Genomic DNA, 16,797 nt, shown 5'->3' with positions numbered 1-16,797 from the left:
GGAAACGAAGCGTTTCCGGATTCTTACACAGCCACTGGATCGTTCAACTGATCCTTAACTGATCGGCATTAGGCCATAGCGGCCCGTTTTTTATAATGGGGTATCCTGAGAAATTTCATCCAGCGACAGGCTAAAGCTTGGAATGAATATCTCTACAAAGTAATCCATTTCGGGGGAACGACGCTGTGACAATGTTTTCTCCAGACGTGCCTTAGCCAGCAAAAACTCGTTATTTCCTGCTGACAGCTCTTCCAGACATTTCACGTAGGCGCACAGCGCGTCAGCCTGCTTCACCACCGCTTGTTCACTCTCGCTATGCAAATGCTCGTCAATCAACGGACGGTAGGCATCCTGCAATTCCGGCGGCAACATCTCGATCAACTTCTGCTGGGCTATCTTTTCGATCTTTTTGTACTCATGAGCAATTTGCGCGTTGTAATACTTCACCGGCGTGGGTAAATCACCGGTCAGCACTTCGCTGGCATCGTGATACAGCGCCAGCATCGCAATACGCTCTGCATTGAGATTACCGTTAAATTTTTTGTTTTTGATAATGGCCAACGCATGCGCCACCATCGCCACCTGAAGACTGTGTTCAGAGACATTTTCGGTGCGAACGTTGCGCATCAATGGCCAGCGATTGATCAGTTTAAGACGGGAGAGATGAGCAAAAAAGTGGCTACGGGTCATAGACGGTTCCTGTTCTCACGGCGGGGAAGGAGTGCCTTCCCCGAGATGAAAACAGTATATACCCTTCATACTTCGGGTTGCATGTGCGTTAGCTGCGTTCACTTACCCAAGTCGCTCACGCAGGTAAGCAACCTGAATTCATTCACTTGCTGCCTGCATGCATGCATTGTGGGTCAGTGTGTCAGACTACTGACGATAGCCTTGCAGGAAACGACCAAATTTATTGATCGCCATCTCCAGATCATCAACACGTGGCAAGGTGACGATGCGCACATGATCCGGCCATGGCCAGTTAAAGGCGGTACCCTGAACCAGTAGCACTTTCTCTTGTAACAGGAAATCCAGCACCATTTTTTGATCGTCAAAGATGTTGAATTTCTTGGGATCGATGCGCGGGAACATGTACAAAGCGCCTTGCGGTTTCACGCAGCTGACGCCCGGAATGTCGTTGATCAATTCCCAGGCACGTTGGCGCTGTTCATACAAACGACCACCAGGTGCAATAAACTCGCTGATACTTTGATAGCCACCTAACGCCGTTTGAATCGCATGCTGAGCAGGCACGTTGGCGCACAAACGCATCGACGCCAGCATCTCCAGCCCTTCGATATAGCCCTTAGCGTGTTTCTTCGGACCGTTTAACACCATCCAACCCTGACGGAATCCCGCAACACGGTAGGTTTTAGACAGGCCATTAAAGGTCACGGTCAGCAGATCCGGCGCCAGTGCCGCAATCGAATGGTGCTGTGACTCGTCATACAAAATCTTGTCGTAGATTTCGTCAGCGAAAATGATCAGGTTGTGCTGACGCGCAATCTCCACTACTTCCATCAGCAGTTCTTTGCTGTACACCGCACCCGTTGGGTTGTTCGGGTTAATGATGACGATGCCACGCGTGCGCGGAGTTATCTTACTCCGGATATCGTCCAAATCCGGGAACCAGCCCGCAGACTCATCACACAGATAATGCACAGCTTTACCGCTCGACAGCGACACGGCTGCCGTCCACAAGGGATAATCTGGCGCAGGTACCAGCATCTCATCACCACTGTTCAGCAATGCTTGCATCGCCTGCACAATCAGTTCAGATACACCGTTACCAATGTAGATATCTTCGACGGTAACATCGCGCATATCACGCGCCTGGTAGTGCTGCATAATCGCTTTACGCGCCGAATACAGCCCTTTTGAATCACAATAGCCTTGCGAGCTCGGCAGGTTGCGAATCACATCAACCAGAATTTCATCAGGGGCTTCAAAACCAAACGGGGCAGGGTTGCCGATGTTGAGTTTGAGAACTTTATTACCTTCTTCTTCCAGACGCTTAGCTTCTTTCAGTACCGGGCCACGGATGTCATAACAGACATTTTCCAGCTTGCCGGATTTATCAATTTGAAAATTCATCGTTACCGCCTTAACGGGCAGAGTCCTTTAACCTGCCACCAAAATCAAACCTGCCCAATTTACTCCTCTCACTGTCACAAAAGAAGGGCGGCTTAAGGTTTTGGCGCGTTTGCCAATGATTCCTGTCTTGAGTGGCGTAAAACGCAGTTTGCGAAGGTTAATCTGGTTAATAACTCTATTGTTTGATTTTTCTGTAATATAAAATGCTGGTGGTTTGTGCTGGCACTGTAAAGCCGCTAATCCATAGAAAATGGAGGTCATTAAGAAATTTTTTATTTACATCCTGCAAAAAAAACCATTAGCGACCTGATGAAATAGTTAAAGAAATCTTGTTGGATGTCGAAGAACTAAACAGTGCCGTTGCAGCCATCGCTGGTGCCATTAAATGTCATGCATTCTTAATCAGTTTAAGGTGGCAGCATGAAGCGCTGCGAAGTGACCTGTTCTGATAACAGCAGCAGTTTAAATAGCATTTACACTGTAACTTTAACGCAGCTGCAGCAGTTTAAGAACCTGGGGGGTTAAAAAATGAGCGCTGTTGTGGCAGGATGTGGCGGAAAAGGGATTTGGTCAAAAAATGCGATGATTTGATCAAAAACATTTCCCTTTAAAGCGTAAAAATGATTAAGTATAATTTATTATTTGATGCACTTTATCGCTTCGCATCAGCATAACATGATGTTATCTCTTTTTGACCCGCAGGCCGTTTTCGCGGGAAACTAGACAACTACGCAGCTTCCAGCACCTGTGCGACATACGTCTTCGGACCCGAAGTTGTTCTGTCTTATTAGACGGCACTCCTCTGAATACAGAGTGACGTATCCGTCGGCATCCGCCTGACACGATTTTTCCATGACAGCTCCACACAGGGCTGTCATTAAGCACCATTACCTCTTATCTATTTGATAAGTAGGGTAATACACCAGGGTAGTAGTTTTAAAAAATCTTATAAGTGAAGAAAAAACATGACTAATGCAAATCGTCCGATACTGAATCTCGACCTCGATCTGCTGCGTACTTTTGTTGCTGTCGCTGACTTGAATACTTTTGCGGCGGCGGCTGCAGCAGTGTGCAGAACGCAATCCGCAGTAAGTCAGCAGATGCAACGTCTGGAACAATTGGTAGGTAAAGAGCTGTTTGCCAGACATGGACGTAATAAACTGTTGACGGAGCATGGCATTCAGTTGCTAGGCTACGCCAGAAAGATCCTTCGTTTCAATGACGAAGCGTGCACCTCTTTAATGTACAGCAACATCCAGGGCGTACTGACTATCGGCGCCTCCGATGACACTTCCGATACCATTCTGCCGTTCCTGCTTAACCGCGTAACGTCGGTCTATCCGAAGCTGGCCATTGATGTGCGCGTCAAACGCAACCCGTTCATGATGGAAATGCTGAATCAGGGTGAGGTTGATCTGGTTGTCACCACGTCCAGTCCTGGTAATTTCACCCATCAGGTCCTGCGTACTTCTCCGACGCTTTGGTACTGTGCTGCGGATTACATCTTCCAGCGCGGCGAAGCCATTCCACTGGTGCTGCTGGATGAACCAAGTCCGTACCGTGACATGGCGATCGATCACCTGAATGAAGCGGGCATCCCATGGCGCATTTCGTATGTTGCATCAACGCTGGCAGCAGTGCGTGCGGCAGTGAAAGCGGGTCTGGGTGTCACAGCACGCCCGGTTGAGATGATGAGCCCAGAGCTGCGTGTAATGGGTGCAGCTGAAGGGCTGCCGGTATTGCCCGATACTCAGTACCTGCTGTGCCGTAACCCAGACAGTGATAACGAGTTGGCGCTGGCGATCTTCAACGCGATGCAGTCCACCAACGATCCTTACAATCTGACGGCAAATGCAGATGGCACCCTGCTGCTGGATGACGAAGAGTAAGGTCAACAATAGCGGGTTATTCCTTCACGTTGGAATACCGGTTAATTGTTAAAACTTATTAAAATGAGCCTTAGACTGATAAACATCAGCTAAGGCTTTTTTTATGCATTTTAATTCACGCTTTCTAACGCGATTCACCACCAATAATTTTCCTCTCTTCCTGAAAAATGGAAATTGTTCCATTTTTGCTCAAAGTGGAACTTCTTTATCATTCCGTGCCATCTTTCCCAGGGCATTTGCCTGTACCGATCGCCGATTTTTACAGCAAAAAACACCATTATGTGTTCTGGATCAAAAAAATACCCCCTATAAGGGGGGGGAAATCCCTGTAAGACCTGTCAAAATATGATTGTTAAATGCACGATCCATGCATGTGAATACCCGCTACACTGAAATTAACCTCACAAACTGAAGCGATTTAGCTGGTATGATGGGGTTCGTTTGTTAATAATATGCTACTGGTGTTAATTAATGTTTGGATGCTTTTGTCAAAGTTGACAAAAGGTTATAGAAAGGAGTAAAAAACCCCATAAAATTGCTGCTTATTTGATAATGACAGCATAGTTTACAAGGTTTTTTATCCTTCCCTTGAATTCATGTGGTGTGTTTGCTGCAACAGTGCAGGATGCCAGCGCCACTTTTGATGAGTAAGCAAAGAGTATGTCGACAACCACAGAAGTGATCGCTCATCACTGGGCGTTTATTGTTTTTATTGTTATTGCATTTGGCCTGTGTGCCTTCATGTTGACCGGCGGTTGGTTGTTAGGTGGTCGTGCGCGGGCACGCCATAAAGACACCCCGTTTGAATCGGGTATCGAATCCGTCGGTGATACCCATATTCGCCTCTCCGCTAAATTCTATCTGGTTGCGATGTTCTTCGTTATTTTCGACGTCGAAGCCCTCTATTTATACGCCTGGTCGACTTCAATCCGTGAGAGCGGATGGGTCGGCTTTGTCGAAGCCGCAATTTTCATTTTGGTGCTATTGGCAGGCCTGGTTTATCTGGTGCGCATCGGTGCACTGGATTGGGCTCCTGCGCGTCGTCGCGTAGTGGTCAAATCAATTCCGGTCAGTCACAACCACACCAACCCTCATAAGCAGTAAAAGCGAGGCAATAAGATGGACTACACGCTGACACGCGTAGACCCGAACGGCGGCGGTGATAACGATCGCTATCCGCTGCAGAAACAGGAGATTGTTACCGATCCTCTGGAGCAGCACGTTCATCGCAGCGTCTATATGGGCAAGCTCGAGCATGCCCTGCATGACATGGTGAACTGGGGTCGTAAAAACTCTCTGTGGCCGTACAACTTCGGTCTTTCCTGTTGCTACGTGGAAATGACCACGTCATTCACTGCGGTGCATGACGTGGCGCGTTTTGGTGCGGAAGTCATGCGCGCCTCCCCACGTCAGGCTGACTTTATGGTGATCGCCGGTACGCCGTTTACCAAAATGGCGCCGGTTATTCAGCGTTTGTATGACCAGATGCTGGAACCGAAATGGGTGATCTCCATGGGTGCTTGTGCAAACTCGGGCGGCATGTACGACATCTACTCTGTGGTGCAAGGCGTGGATAAATTCCTGCCGGTTGACGTGTACATTCCGGGCTGCCCACCGCGTCCTGAAGCTTACATGCAAGCGCTGCTGCTGCTGCGTGAGTCGATTGGTAAAGAGCGCCGTCCACTGTCGTGGGTGGTGGGTGATCAGGGCGTTTATCGCGCCAATATGCAGCCAGAGCGTGAAAGAAAACGCGGCGAGCGTATTGCCGTCACTAACCTGAGAACGCCAGACGAAGTCTAAGCTTCCCGTACACGGATGGCACAACGGCCGCAGCAGAACATCACAATTTAATGTGCGCCGCCATCCTGACGCCTTCTTTTAGCGCCTGATTACAGGCCGGAATGGTGAGTAACGTATGACAGATTTAACCACGCAAGATCTCGCTCAGCCTGCATGGCAAACCCGCGACCATCTGGATGATCCAGTGGTCGGCGAGCTGCGTAACCGTTTTGGGCCGGATGCCTTTACCGTTCAGGCCACCCGCACCGGTATTCCGGTCGTCTGGGTGAAACGTGAACAGTTACTGGAAATTGTCGAATTCCTGCGTAAGCTGCCAAAGCCGTACGTCATGCTGTATGACTTGCACGGTTTCGATGAGCGTTTACGTACCCACCGCGACGGTTTACCCGCCGCGGATTTTTCCGTTTTCTATCACCTGCTTTCGATTGAACGCAACCGCGACATCATGCTCAAGGTGGCGCTGTCTGAAAACGATCTGAATGTGCCAACCATCACCAAAATCTTCGCCAATGCCAACTGGTATGAGCGCGAAACCTGGGAGATGTTTGGTATCACCTTTAATGGTCACCCGCACCTGACGCGCATCATGATGCCGCAGACCTGGGAAGGCCATCCGCTGCGTAAAGATTACCCGGCGCGAGCCACTGAGTTCGACCCGTTCGAACTGACCAAACAGAAAGAAGATCTGGAAATGGAGGCGCTGACCTTCAAGCCTGAAGACTGGGGCATGAAGCGTAGCACCACCAATGAGGACTTCATGTTCCTCAACCTGGGTCCTAACCACCCGTCCGCGCACGGTGCCTTCCGTATCATCCTTCAGTTGGATGGCGAAGAGATAGTCGACTGCGTGCCGGATGTCGGCTACCACCATCGTGGTGCTGAGAAGATGGGCGAGCGCCAATCCTGGCACAGCTATATTCCGTACACCGACCGTATCGAATATCTCGGCGGCTGCGTGAACGAGATGCCTTACGTGCTGGCGGTGGAAAAATTAGCCGGCATCACCGTGCCGGATCGCGTCAACGTGATCCGCGTGATGCTGTCAGAGCTGTTCCGTATCAACAGTCACTTGCTGTACATCTCCACCTTTATCCAGGACGTGGGTGCCATGACGCCGGTGTTCTTCGCTTTCACCGACCGTCAGAAAATTTATGACGTGGTTGAAGCGATTACCGGTTTCCGTATGCACCCAGCCTGGTTCCGCATCGGCGGTGTGGCACACGATCTGCCGAAAGGGTGGGAGCGTCTGCTGCGTGAGTTCCTCGACTGGATGCCGAAGCGTCTGAAAGAGTATGACAAAGCCGCACTGCGCAATACCGTGTTGATGGGCCGTTCGCAGGGCGTTGCGGCCTATAACATGGACGAAGCGCTGGCGTGGGGCACCACTGGTGCTGGCTTACGTGCCACCGGTCTCGACTTTGACGTGCGTAAATGGCGTCCGTATTCAGGCTATGAAAACTTCGATTTTGAGATCCCTGTTGGCGCAGGTATTAGTGATGCCTACACCCGCGTTCAACTGAAAATGGAAGAGATGTGGCAGTCACTGCGCATTCTGGAACAGTGCCTGAAAAACATGCCGGAAGGCCCGTTCAAAGCGGATCACCCGCTGACCACGCCGCCACCAAAAGAGCGCACGCTGCAACACATCGAAACCCTGATCACGCACTTCCTGCAAGTTTCGTGGGGCCCGGTCATGCCGGCCAACGAATCCTTCCAGATGATTGAAGCGACTAAAGGGATCAACAGCTACTACCTGACCAGCGATGGCAGCACCATGAGCTACCGCACCCGTGTGCGTACGCCAAGCTTCCCGCACCTGCAGCAGATCCCATCGGTGATCCGCGGCAGCCTGGTATCCGACTTGATCGTATACCTCGGTAGTATCGATTTTGTTATGTCAGACGTGGACCGCTAATTATGCACGATCAAAAAATTGCCATTCACACTATCGACCCTGATGAGGTCTTTGTGCTGAGCGAGACCGAGCACCACGCTATTGAGCACGAAAAACACCATTACGAGGATGCACGCGCCGCCTCAATTGAAGCGTTGAAGATCGTGCAGAAGCAGCGTGGATGGGTGCCAGATGGCGCCATCAATGCCATTGCTGAAGTGTTGGGCATTCCAGCCAGTGACGTAGAAGGTGTGGCGACGTTTTACAGCCAGATCTACCGCACGCCGGTTGGCCGTCACGTCATTCGTTATTGCGACAGCGTGGTGTGCCACATCACCGGTTTCCAGGGCATTCAGGCTGCGCTTGAGCAGAATCTGAATATCAAGCCGGGCCAGACCACAGCCGATGGCCGCTTTACCCTGCTGCCAACCTGCTGCCTGGGCAACTGTGACAAAGGCCCAACCATGATGGTGGATGAAGATACCCATGTTCATCTGACGCCGGAAGGCATCGCCAACCTGCTGGAGCAGTATCAATGACCATTAAACAGATCATTCGTACTGCGGAAACGCATCCACTCACCTGGCGTCTGCGCGACGACAAGCAGCCGGTGTGGATCGATGAATATCGCAGTAAAAACGGTTATGTCGGCGCTGATAAAGCACTGAAAGGCATGAGCCAGGACGAAATCGTTGCGGCAGTGAAAGACTCCGGTCTAAAAGGTCGCGGTGGCGCAGGATTTAACACCGGCCTGAAGTGGAGCCTGATGCCGAAAGACGAATCCATGAACATCCGTTACCTGCTGTGTAACGCCGATGAAATGGAGCCGGGCACCTATAAAGACCGCCTGCTGATGGAGCAAATGCCGCACCAGTTGGTGGAAGGTATGCTGATCAGTGCGTTCGCTTTGAAAGCCTATCGTGGCTACATCTTCTTACGTGGCGAGTACATCGAAGCGGCCGTGCATCTGCGCCGTGCGATTGCCGAGGCCACCGAAGCGGGATACCTCGGTAAAAACATCCTCGGTACCGGTTTCGATTTTGAACTGATCGTGCACACCGGCGCGGGACGTTACATCTGTGGTGAAGAGACCGCGCTGATCAACTCACTGGAAGGTCGTCGTGCGAACCCGCGTTCTAAGCCACCGTTCCCGGCGAGTGCGGGCGTGTGGGGCAAGCCAACCTGCGTCAACAACGTGGAAACCTTGTCCAACGTCCCAGCCATCTTCCTCAACGGCGTTGACTGGTACAAGAACATCTCTACCAGCGAAGACACCGGTACCAAAATGATGGGCTTCTCTGGCCGCGTGAAAAATCCAGGCGTGTGGGAACTGCCGTTTGGCACCACCGCGCGTGAGATTCTGGAAGATTATGCCGGTGGCATGCGCGATGGCCTGAAATTTAAAGCCTGGCAGCCAGGCGGTGCGGGTACGGATTTCCTGACCGATCAACACCTTGATCTGCCAATGGAATTTGCCAGCATCGGTAAAGCCGGCAGCCGTTTAGGCACGGCATTGGCGATGGCGGTCGATCATGAAATCGGCATGGTTTCGCTGGTGCGTAATCTGGAAGAATTCTTTGCGCGCGAGTCCTGTGGCTGGTGTACGCCGTGCCGTGATGGTTTGCCATGGAGCGTGAAGATCCTGCGTGCGCTGGAGCAGAAAAAAGGCCAGCCGGGTGACATCGAAACCCTGCTGCAACTCTGTCGCCAACTTGGCCCAGGGAAAACCTTCTGTGCCCACGCACCGGGTGCCGTTGAGCCATTGCAGAGCGCGATTAAATATTTCCGTGAAGAGTTTGAAGCCGGCATTGCGCCGCAGGTGTTTGGCAATACCCGATCGATCGGTGGTATTCAGCCCAACCTGCTGAAAGCGCGCTGGTAATCAGCCGCCGTACACGGAATTCACCCTGCGCCGACACGGCGCGGGGGACAGAATTAGATGTTTAACGCTCGTCTTAGGGCGAGCCTTACGGAAGCATGTTCACTATGGCTACAATCCATGTAGACGGTAAAGAATATGATGTGAACGGAGCGGACAACCTGTTGCAGGCGTGTCTCTCTCTGGGCCTTGATATTCCTTATTTTTGCTGGCATCCGGCGCTGGGAAGCGTGGGAGCCTGCCGCCAGTGTGCGGTGAAGCAATTCCAGAATGCCGAAGATACCCGTGGTCGTCTTGTTATGTCATGCATGACACCGGCGTCGGACGGCACCTTTATTTCCATCGACGATGGCGAAGCGAAAGAGTTTCGTGAAAGCGTGGTGGAATGGCTGATGACCAACCATCCGCACGACTGTCCAGTGTGCGAAGAGGGCGGTAATTGCCATCTGCAAGATATGACGGTCATGACGGGCCACAGCTTCCGTCGTTACCGCTTCACCAAACGTACGCACCAGAATCAGGATCTCGGCCCGTTCATCTCCCATGAAATGAACCGCTGTATCGCCTGCTATCGCTGCGTGCGTTACTACAAAGATTACGCAGACGGCAAAGATCTCGGCGTTTACGGTGCCCACGATAACGTTTACTTCGGTCGCCCGGAAGATGGCACGCTGGAGAGCGAGTTCTCCGGTAACCTGGTCGAGATCTGCCCGACCGGCGTATTCACCGATAAAACGCACTCTGAACGCTACAACCGTAAATGGGATATGCAGTTCGCACCGAGCATCTGCCAGCAGTGCAGCGTGGGTTGTAACACCAGCCCAGGCGAGCGTTATGGTGAACTGCGTCGTATCGAAAACCGTTACAACGGTACCGTAAACCACTACTTCCTGTGTGACCGTGGTCGTTTCGGTTATGGCTATGTGAACCGCAAAGATCGTCCACGTCATCCAGTACAGAAGCGCGGCAACGATTGGGTCAGTCTGAATGCCGAACAAGCGGTGAATGCCGCGGCTGACGTACTGCGTCAGGCGAAGCGTGTGATTGGGATTGGATCACCGCGTGCCAGCATTGAAAGCAACTTTGCGCTGCGTGAACTTGTCGGTGCGGAAAACTTCTCCACCGGTATGCCTGCCGCTGAGCAGGCACGCGTTGAGTTGATGCTGAAAGTATTGCAGGAAGGCGGTATTTACACGCCATCACTGCGCGAAATCGAAAGCTACGATGCGGTGCTGGTGCTGGGTGAAGATCTGACTCAGGTCGGTGCGCGTGTCGCACTTTCTGTGCGTCAGGCGGTGAAAGGTAAAGCACGTGAAATGGCAGCAGCCCAGAAAGTGGCTGACTGGCAGATCGCGGCGATCCTGAACATTGGTCAGCACGCCAAACATCCGCTGTTTGTCACCAACGTTGATGAAACTCGTCTTGATGATATCGCGGCGTGGAGCTATCGCGCACCGGTGGAAGATCAGGCTCGTCTCGGCTTCGCTATTGCCAATGCGCTCGATGAAGCCGCTCCAGCCGTCAGTGGCTTTGACAGCAAGCTGAATGGCAAGCTGGATGTGGTGGTACAGGCGTTAGCTGGTGCCAAAAAACCACTGATTATTTCTGGTACTCACTCTGGCAGCACCGCGATGATTGAAGCGGCCGCCAACGTGGCAAAAGCACTGAAAGGTCGCGGCGCCGATGTCGGTATCACTTTCCTTGCCGGTGCAGCTAACAGCTTTGGTCTCGGCCTGATGGGTGGTCAATCGCTGGATAGCGCGCTGGAGCAGCTGGATAAAGGTGAAGCAGAAGCGCTGGTGGTGCTGGAAAACGATCTCTATCGTCACGCACCAAAGGCCACCGTTGATGCGGCACTGCACAACACCGCACACGTGATCGTGGTTGATCACCAACGCACCGCCACGCTGGAAAAAGCCGGTCTGGTGCTCTCGACGGCGAGCTTCGCCGAGAGCGATGGCACCTCGATCAACCAGGAAGGCCGCGCACAGCGTTTCTTCCAGGTTTACGATCCGGCTTACTACGATAACAGCATTGTGATGCTGGAGAGCTGGCGCTGGCTGCACTCGCTGCACAGCACTGTTGAAAGCCGTCAGATTGACTGGACGCTGCTTGATCACGTGATCGATGCCACCGTTGCAGCATTGCCCCAGTTGAAAGGTATTAAAGACGCGGCGCCGGATGCAAGCTTCCGTATTCGCGGTCAGAAACTGGCGCGTTCACCGCACCGTAACAGTGGCCGTACCGCGATGCGTGCCAATATTAGCGTGCACGAACCGCGTCAGCCGCAAGACAAAGACACCATGTTTGCCTTCTCAATGGAAGGTAACAACCAACCAGGCGCACCACGTTCGCAGATTCCATTCGCCTGGGCTCCAGGCTGGAACTCCCCGCAAGCATGGAACAAGTTCCAGGCTGAAGTCGGTGGCAAACTGCGTCATGGCGATCCGGGTGTGCGTCTGTTTGAAGCGAGCGAAGGATCACTGCCGTGGTTCACCGCCGTGCCAGAAAGCTTTGTTGAAGGCAGCCAATATCGCGTTGCACCTTACTATCAGCTGTTTGGTAGTGAAGAGATGACTCAGCGTTCACCGACCTTCCAGAAGCGTATGTCGCCAGCTACGCTGGTGATTAACCCGGCTGATGCGGAGAAACTGGGCGTCAATAACGGCTCTGCGGTTGAACTGGTTTGTGCCGGTGAAACGCTGCGTCTGCCAGTACGCTTCTCCACTTCCCTGCAAGCAGGGCAGGTGGGTCTGCCGCTGGGTATGCCAGGTGTGCCGCCGTTCCTCTCAGGTGCGCAAGTTGACAAACTGCAGGGGGCTGCACAATGAGCTGGCTGACACCGGACGCTATCGACATCCTCATCCAGATCCTGAAAACCATTGTGATTCTGCTGGTGGTGGTGGGTTGTGGTGCCTTTATGAGTTTCGCCGAGCGTCGTCTGCTCGGCTTATGGCAGAACCGTTATGGACCGAACCGTGTTGGCTGGGGCGGCTCACTGCAGCTGGCGGCGGACATGATCAAAATGTTCTTCAAAGAGGACTGGGTTCCGCCGTTTACCGACCGCTTCATCTTTACTCTGGCACCGGTTATTGCCTTTGTATCGCTGCTGCTGGCGTTTGCCATCGTGCCGGTTTCACCGACCTGGATGGTGACAGACCTGAATATCGGTCTGCTGTTCTTCCTGATGATGGCCGGTCTGGCGGTTTACGCCGTGCTGTTCGCCGGTTGGTCGAGTAACAACAAATACTCACTGCTGGGTGCAATGCGTGCTTCCGCGCAGACGCTGAGCTACGAAGTGTTCCTTGGCCTGTCGCTGATGGGTGTGGTGGCGCAAGCCGGTTCATTCAACATGAACGCCATCGTCGAGAGCCAGACGCACTTGTGGAACATCATTCCGCAGTTCTTCGGCTTCGTGACCTTCTGTATCGCGGGCGTCGCGGTTTGTCACCGTCATCCGTTTGACCAGCCAGAAGCGGAACAGGAACTGGCCGATGGTTACCACATCGAATATGCCGGTATGAAGTTCGGTCTGTTCTTCGTCGGTGAATATGTGGCGATCACCACGGTTTCAGCGCTGATTGTCACGCTGTTCTTCGGTGGCTGGCATGGTCCATTCCTGCCGCCATTCATCTGGTTCGCCCTGAAAACGGCGTTCTTTATGGTGATGTTTATCCTGATTCGTGCTGCGCTGCCGCGTCCACGTTATGACCAGGTGCTGTCGTTCGGCTGGAAAGTGTGTCTGCCGTTGACGTTATTGAACCTGCTGGCGACCGCCGCAGTGATTCTGTACAGCGCGCAGTAAGGGGTTTTGAGATGACTTTAAAAGATATTGTCGTTGGCTTCGGCACGACAGTGCGCAGTATCTGGATGATAGGCATGCATGCCTTCGCCAAGCGCGAAACCCAGATGTATCCAGAAGAACCGGTTTACCTGCCGCCGCGCTACCGTGGCCGTATCGTGCTGACGCGCGATCCGGACGGCGAAGAGCGCTGTGTTGCCTGTAACCTGTGTGCGGTAGCCTGTCCAGTGGGTTGTATCTCACTGCAGAAAGCGGAAACGGTTGATGGTCGCTGGTATCCGGAGTTCTTCCGCATCAACTTCTCGCGCTGCATCTTCTGCGGTCTGTGCGAAGAAGCCTGCCCGACCACGGCGATTCAGCTGACCCCCGATTTTGAGTTGGGTGAGTTCAAGCGTCAGGATCTGGTGTACGAGAAGCAGGACCTGCTGATTTCCGGTCCGGGTAAATATCCGGAATACAACTTCTATCGCATGGCGGGTATGGCGATCGACGGGAAAGAGAAGGGCGAAGCGGAAAACGAAGCCAAGCCAATCGACGTCAAAAGCTTGTTACCTTAAGGAGCCAGGTATGGAATTTGCGTTTTATCTTTGCGGACTGGTGGCGGTGCTAACGACATTGCGCGTTATCACTCACACCAATCCGGTACATGCGCTGCTGTACCTGATTGTTTCGCTGCTTTCGATTGCGGGCGTGTTCTTCTCAATGGGCGCTTACTTTGCCGGTGCGCTGGAGATCATCGTTTACGCCGGTGCCATTATGGTGCTTTTCGTGTTCGTGGTGATGATGCTGAACCTGGGCAAAACCCAGCAGGACCAGGAGCGCGAGTGGCTGAAGCCTTCGCTGTGGATTGGGCCTGGCATCGTCTCCCTGTTGCTGCTGGTGGTGATGATTTACGCCATTAGTACCGCGCACGATCAGGGCATTGATGGCACCGTCATCGATGCCAAAGCGGTGGGTATCAGTCTGTTTGGTCCTTACGTACTGGCGGTTGAGCTGGCGTCAATGCTGCTGCTGGCCGGTCTGGTGGTGGCCTTCCATATCGGACGTGAAGAGCGTCAGGGCGAAGTGCTGAGCAATCGCCATGCTGATGCACATGCGAATAAGGAGGATCACGCATGATCCCGTTACAACACGGCCTGATGTTGGCTGCTGTGCTGTTTGTCCTCGGCCTGACCTCGCTGGTACTGCGCCGCAATTTGCTATTTATGCTGATTGGTCTGGAGATCATGATCAACGCCGCGGCACTGGCGCTGGTGGTAGCAGGGAGCTACTGGGGACAAGCTGACGGCCAGGTGATGTACATTCTGGCGATCAGCCTCGCGGCGGCGGAAGCCAGCATCGGCCTGGCCCTGCTGCTCCAGCTCTATCGTCGTCGTCAGACGCTGAACATTGACACAGTGAGCGAGATGCGCGGATGAATCTTCTCTATTTAACCGTATTATTTCCGCTGATTGGCTTCCTGCTATTGGCGTTTTCCCGTGGTCGCTGGTCGGAGAATCTGTCGGCAGCGGTGGGAATGGGATCGGTCGGTCTGGCGGCGTTGACCACCGTTTTCGTTGGTATGGATTTCTTCAGTAACGGTCAACAGCCTTTTACTCAGGCGTTGTGGACATGGATTCAGGTCGGCCACTTTGATATCAAAGTCAACCTGGTACTGGACGGCTTGTCACTGACCATGCTGTCAGTGGTCACGGGTGTCGGCTTCTTCATCCACATGTTTGCTTCCTGGTACATGCGCGGTGAAGAGGGCTATTCACGCTTCTTCGCTTACACCAACCTGTTCATCGCGAGCATGGTGGTGTTGGTGCTGGCCGACAACCTGATGCTGATGTATCTCGGTTGGGAAGGCGTGGGCCTTTGCTCTTATCTGCTGATTGGCTTCTACTACAGCAACCCAGAGAATGGCAAAGCGGCGATGAAAGCCTTTATCATCACCCGTGTCGGTGACGTGTTCCTGGCATTCGCACTGTTCATTCTCTACAACGAACTGGGTACGCTGAACTTCCGCGAGCTGGTGGAACTGGCGCCGGCGCATTTCGCCGCTGACAACCACATGCTGCAGTGGGCAACCCTGATGCTGTTGGGCGGTGCGGTCGGTAAATCTGCACAGTTGCCACTGCAAACGTGGCTGGCTGATGCGATGGCGGGTCCTACGCCGGTATCAGCTCTGATCCACGCCGCCACCATGGTAACCGCGGGTGTTTACCTGATTGCGCGTACCCATGGCTTGTTCCTGCTGACGCCGGAAGTGCTGCATCTGGTGGGTATTGTGGGGGCGATTACGTTGGTGCTGGCAGGCTTTGCCGCGCTGGTGCAAACCGACATCAAACGCGTGCTGGCTTACTCTACCATGAGTCAAATCGGCTACATGTTCCTCGCGCTGGGCGTGCAGGCATGGGACGCGGCCATTTTCCACTTGATGACGCACGCCTTCTTCAAAGCACTGCTATTCCTTTCTTCCGGTTCGGTCATTCTGGCCTGCCACCACGAGCAGAACATCTTCAAAATGGGCGGCCTGCGTAAGAGCATCCCACTGGTGTACACCTGCTTCCTGGTCGGCGGCGCTGCGCTGGCGGCGCTGCCGCTGATTACCGCAGGTTTCTACAGTAAAGATGAAATCCTGTTTGGTGCGCTGGCGAATGGTCACATCAATCTGATGGTGGCGGGTCTGGTCGGTGCATTCCTGACCTCAATCTACACCTTCCGCATGATCTTTATCGTGTTCCACGGCGAAGAGAAAATTCATGCGCATGCGGGCAAAGGCATTACTCACCATCTGCCACTGATTGTGCTGTTAGTGCTCTCCACCTTCGTTGGCGCCATGATTACGCCACCGCTGGCGGGTGTACTGCCGCAGAATGAATTCGGTGAAGGCGGCAAAGTGGCGCTGGAAATCACCTCAGGCGTGGTCGCGATTGTCGGCATCCTGATTGCTGCTGCCCTATGGCTCGGCAAACGCCAGCTGGTCACCAGTGTCGCCAACAGCGCGCCGGGTCGTTTCTTCGGCACCTGGTGGTTTGCGGCATGGGGCTTCGACTGGCTGTATGACAAGGTGTTTGTGAAACCTTATCTGGGCATTGCCTGGCTGCTGAAGCGCGATCCGCTGAACTCACTGATGAACCTGCCTGCGCTGCTGTCGCGCATTGGTAATAAAGGCCTGGTGGTGAGCGAGAACGGTTACGTGCGCTGGTATGTGGCTTCCATGAGTGTCGGTGCCGTGGTGGTACTGGCGCTGATGCTGGTGATTTAAAGATTGATGAGCGGGGGCGAGAGGATCAAGGATTCTCTCATCCCAGAAGCGAATGTGAAAAATTGCCTGAATGACGAAGCGTTATTGATGTAGCCCGTTTCGTTGCCGTCAGTGTGTAGCAACCCAAGCGTATTTTGTTCGTGAGGGTGGCGAGCGCTGACGGTGATGAACGTGGCAAGCAAGATAGCT

The 16,797-nt window shown here is 53.2% G+C and carries 15 protein-coding genes; 12 read left to right on the top strand and 3 right to left on the bottom strand.

Going from position 1 to position 16,797, the window contains the following annotated elements; translation table 11 throughout:
- Positions 1-90: 90 nt before the first annotated feature.
- The 3 genes from yfbR to AC1MDE_RS21450 all read right to left on the bottom strand — a co-directional run bounded on the left by yfbR (position 91) and on the right by AC1MDE_RS21450 (position 2,355).
- Positions 91-690: a 5'-deoxynucleotidase gene (yfbR, locus tag AC1MDE_RS21460; protein WP_034825080.1), complete on the bottom strand. Its 600-nt coding sequence runs from the start codon at positions 688-690 to the stop codon at positions 91-93.
- A 186-nt stretch (positions 691-876) separates the two neighbouring features.
- The gene (locus AC1MDE_RS21455; RefSeq protein WP_034825078.1) at positions 877-2,094 is read right to left on the bottom strand and encodes a pyridoxal phosphate-dependent aminotransferase; all 1,218 of its coding nucleotides are present in this window, start codon (positions 2,092-2,094) and stop codon (positions 877-879) included.
- A 27-nt stretch (positions 2,095-2,121) separates the two neighbouring features.
- Positions 2,122-2,355, bottom strand: coding sequence for a hypothetical protein (locus AC1MDE_RS21450; RefSeq protein WP_480345068.1), 234 nt, complete (start codon positions 2,353-2,355; stop codon positions 2,122-2,124).
- Positions 2,356-3,059: 704 nt separating this feature from the next.
- On the opposite strand from AC1MDE_RS21450, the gene lrhA reads away from it, so the two are divergent.
- The 12 genes from lrhA (at position 3,060) to nuoL (ending at position 16,608) form a co-directional block, all read left to right on the top strand.
- Positions 3,060-3,983: a transcriptional regulator LrhA gene (gene lrhA, locus AC1MDE_RS21445; RefSeq protein ID WP_058961296.1), complete on the top strand. Its 924-nt coding sequence runs from the start codon at positions 3,060-3,062 to the stop codon at positions 3,981-3,983.
- Between the two features lie 660 nt (positions 3,984-4,643).
- Entirely contained in the window at positions 4,644-5,087 is a 444-nt protein-coding gene (locus AC1MDE_RS21440) for an NADH-quinone oxidoreductase subunit A (protein ID WP_034825074.1), read from the top strand.
- 15 nt (positions 5,088-5,102) lie between these two features.
- Positions 5,103-5,783: a NuoB/complex I 20 kDa subunit family protein gene (locus tag AC1MDE_RS21435; RefSeq protein ID WP_007889318.1), complete on the top strand. Its 681-nt coding sequence runs from the start codon at positions 5,103-5,105 to the stop codon at positions 5,781-5,783.
- A 115-nt stretch (positions 5,784-5,898) separates the two neighbouring features.
- Positions 5,899-7,698 (top strand): NADH-quinone oxidoreductase subunit C/D, encoded by a 1,800-nt coding sequence (gene nuoC, locus AC1MDE_RS21430; protein ID WP_058961297.1) that lies wholly within the window; start codon positions 5,899-5,901, stop codon positions 7,696-7,698.
- Between the two features lie 2 nt (positions 7,699-7,700).
- Positions 7,701-8,216, top strand: a complete 516-nt coding sequence (nuoE, locus tag AC1MDE_RS21425; protein ID WP_058961298.1) for an NADH-quinone oxidoreductase subunit NuoE — start codon at positions 7,701-7,703, stop codon at positions 8,214-8,216.
- A 2-nt stretch (positions 8,217-8,218) separates the two neighbouring features.
- Positions 8,219-9,559 (top strand): NADH-quinone oxidoreductase subunit NuoF, encoded by a 1,341-nt coding sequence (nuoF, locus tag AC1MDE_RS21420; protein ID WP_176505727.1) that lies wholly within the window; start codon positions 8,219-8,221, stop codon positions 9,557-9,559.
- Positions 9,560-9,663: 104 nt separating this feature from the next.
- Positions 9,664-12,387 carry an NADH-quinone oxidoreductase subunit NuoG gene (nuoG, locus tag AC1MDE_RS21415; protein ID WP_480345067.1) on the top strand — a complete coding sequence of 908 codons (2,724 nt, stop codon included), beginning with the start codon at positions 9,664-9,666 and terminating at the stop codon, positions 12,385-12,387.
- The gene (nuoH, locus tag AC1MDE_RS21410) at positions 12,384-13,361 is read left to right on the top strand and encodes an NADH-quinone oxidoreductase subunit NuoH (RefSeq protein ID WP_045813644.1); all 978 of its coding nucleotides are present in this window, start codon (positions 12,384-12,386) and stop codon (positions 13,359-13,361) included. The genes nuoG and nuoH overlap by 4 nt, the downstream gene beginning before the upstream one ends.
- Before the next feature lie 11 nt (positions 13,362-13,372).
- Complete coding sequence (gene nuoI / locus AC1MDE_RS21405) at positions 13,373-13,915, top strand: NADH-quinone oxidoreductase subunit NuoI (protein WP_034825061.1); 543 nt, start codon at positions 13,373-13,375, stop codon at positions 13,913-13,915.
- 10 nt (positions 13,916-13,925) lie between these two features.
- Positions 13,926-14,477 carry an NADH-quinone oxidoreductase subunit J gene (gene nuoJ / locus AC1MDE_RS21400; protein ID WP_034825059.1) on the top strand — a complete coding sequence of 184 codons (552 nt, stop codon included), beginning with the start codon at positions 13,926-13,928 and terminating at the stop codon, positions 14,475-14,477.
- Positions 14,474-14,776 carry an NADH-quinone oxidoreductase subunit NuoK gene (nuoK, locus tag AC1MDE_RS21395; protein WP_034825057.1) on the top strand — a complete coding sequence of 101 codons (303 nt, stop codon included), beginning with the start codon at positions 14,474-14,476 and terminating at the stop codon, positions 14,774-14,776. The genes nuoJ and nuoK overlap by 4 nt, the downstream gene beginning before the upstream one ends.
- Positions 14,773-16,608 (top strand): NADH-quinone oxidoreductase subunit L, encoded by a 1,836-nt coding sequence (nuoL, locus tag AC1MDE_RS21390; protein ID WP_058961299.1) that lies wholly within the window; start codon positions 14,773-14,775, stop codon positions 16,606-16,608. Before nuoK ends, nuoL begins: the two co-directional genes overlap by 4 nt.
- Positions 16,609-16,797: the final 189 nt, after the last annotated feature.

The organism is Pantoea folii (assembly GCF_056678875.1).
Note: the sequence above shows the minus strand (reverse complement) of the source record. Positions and strands in the feature narration are given on the sequence as shown.

Coding starts and splice junctions, on each gene's coding strand:
- yfbR (WP_034825080.1), bottom strand. CDS start 690: ATGACCCGTAGCCACTTTTTTGCTCATCTCTCCCGTCTTAAACTGATC.
- AC1MDE_RS21455 (WP_034825078.1), bottom strand. CDS start 2,094: ATGAATTTTCAAATTGATAAATCCGGCAAGCTGGAAAATGTCTGTTAT.
- AC1MDE_RS21450 (WP_480345068.1), bottom strand. CDS start 2,355: ATGACCTCCATTTTCTATGGATTAGCGGCTTTACAGTGCCAGCACAAA.
- lrhA (WP_058961296.1), top strand. CDS start 3,060: ATGACTAATGCAAATCGTCCGATACTGAATCTCGACCTCGATCTGCTG.
- AC1MDE_RS21440 (WP_034825074.1), top strand. CDS start 4,644: ATGTCGACAACCACAGAAGTGATCGCTCATCACTGGGCGTTTATTGTT.
- AC1MDE_RS21435 (WP_007889318.1), top strand. CDS start 5,103: ATGGACTACACGCTGACACGCGTAGACCCGAACGGCGGCGGTGATAAC.
- nuoC (WP_058961297.1), top strand. CDS start 5,899: ATGACAGATTTAACCACGCAAGATCTCGCTCAGCCTGCATGGCAAACC.
- nuoE (WP_058961298.1), top strand. CDS start 7,701: ATGCACGATCAAAAAATTGCCATTCACACTATCGACCCTGATGAGGTC.
- nuoG (WP_480345067.1), top strand. CDS start 9,664: ATGGCTACAATCCATGTAGACGGTAAAGAATATGATGTGAACGGAGCG.
- nuoH (WP_045813644.1), top strand. CDS start 12,384: ATGAGCTGGCTGACACCGGACGCTATCGACATCCTCATCCAGATCCTG.
- nuoI (WP_034825061.1), top strand. CDS start 13,373: ATGACTTTAAAAGATATTGTCGTTGGCTTCGGCACGACAGTGCGCAGT.
- nuoJ (WP_034825059.1), top strand. CDS start 13,926: ATGGAATTTGCGTTTTATCTTTGCGGACTGGTGGCGGTGCTAACGACA.
- nuoK (WP_034825057.1), top strand. CDS start 14,474: ATGATCCCGTTACAACACGGCCTGATGTTGGCTGCTGTGCTGTTTGTC.
- nuoL (WP_058961299.1), top strand. CDS start 14,773: ATGAATCTTCTCTATTTAACCGTATTATTTCCGCTGATTGGCTTCCTG.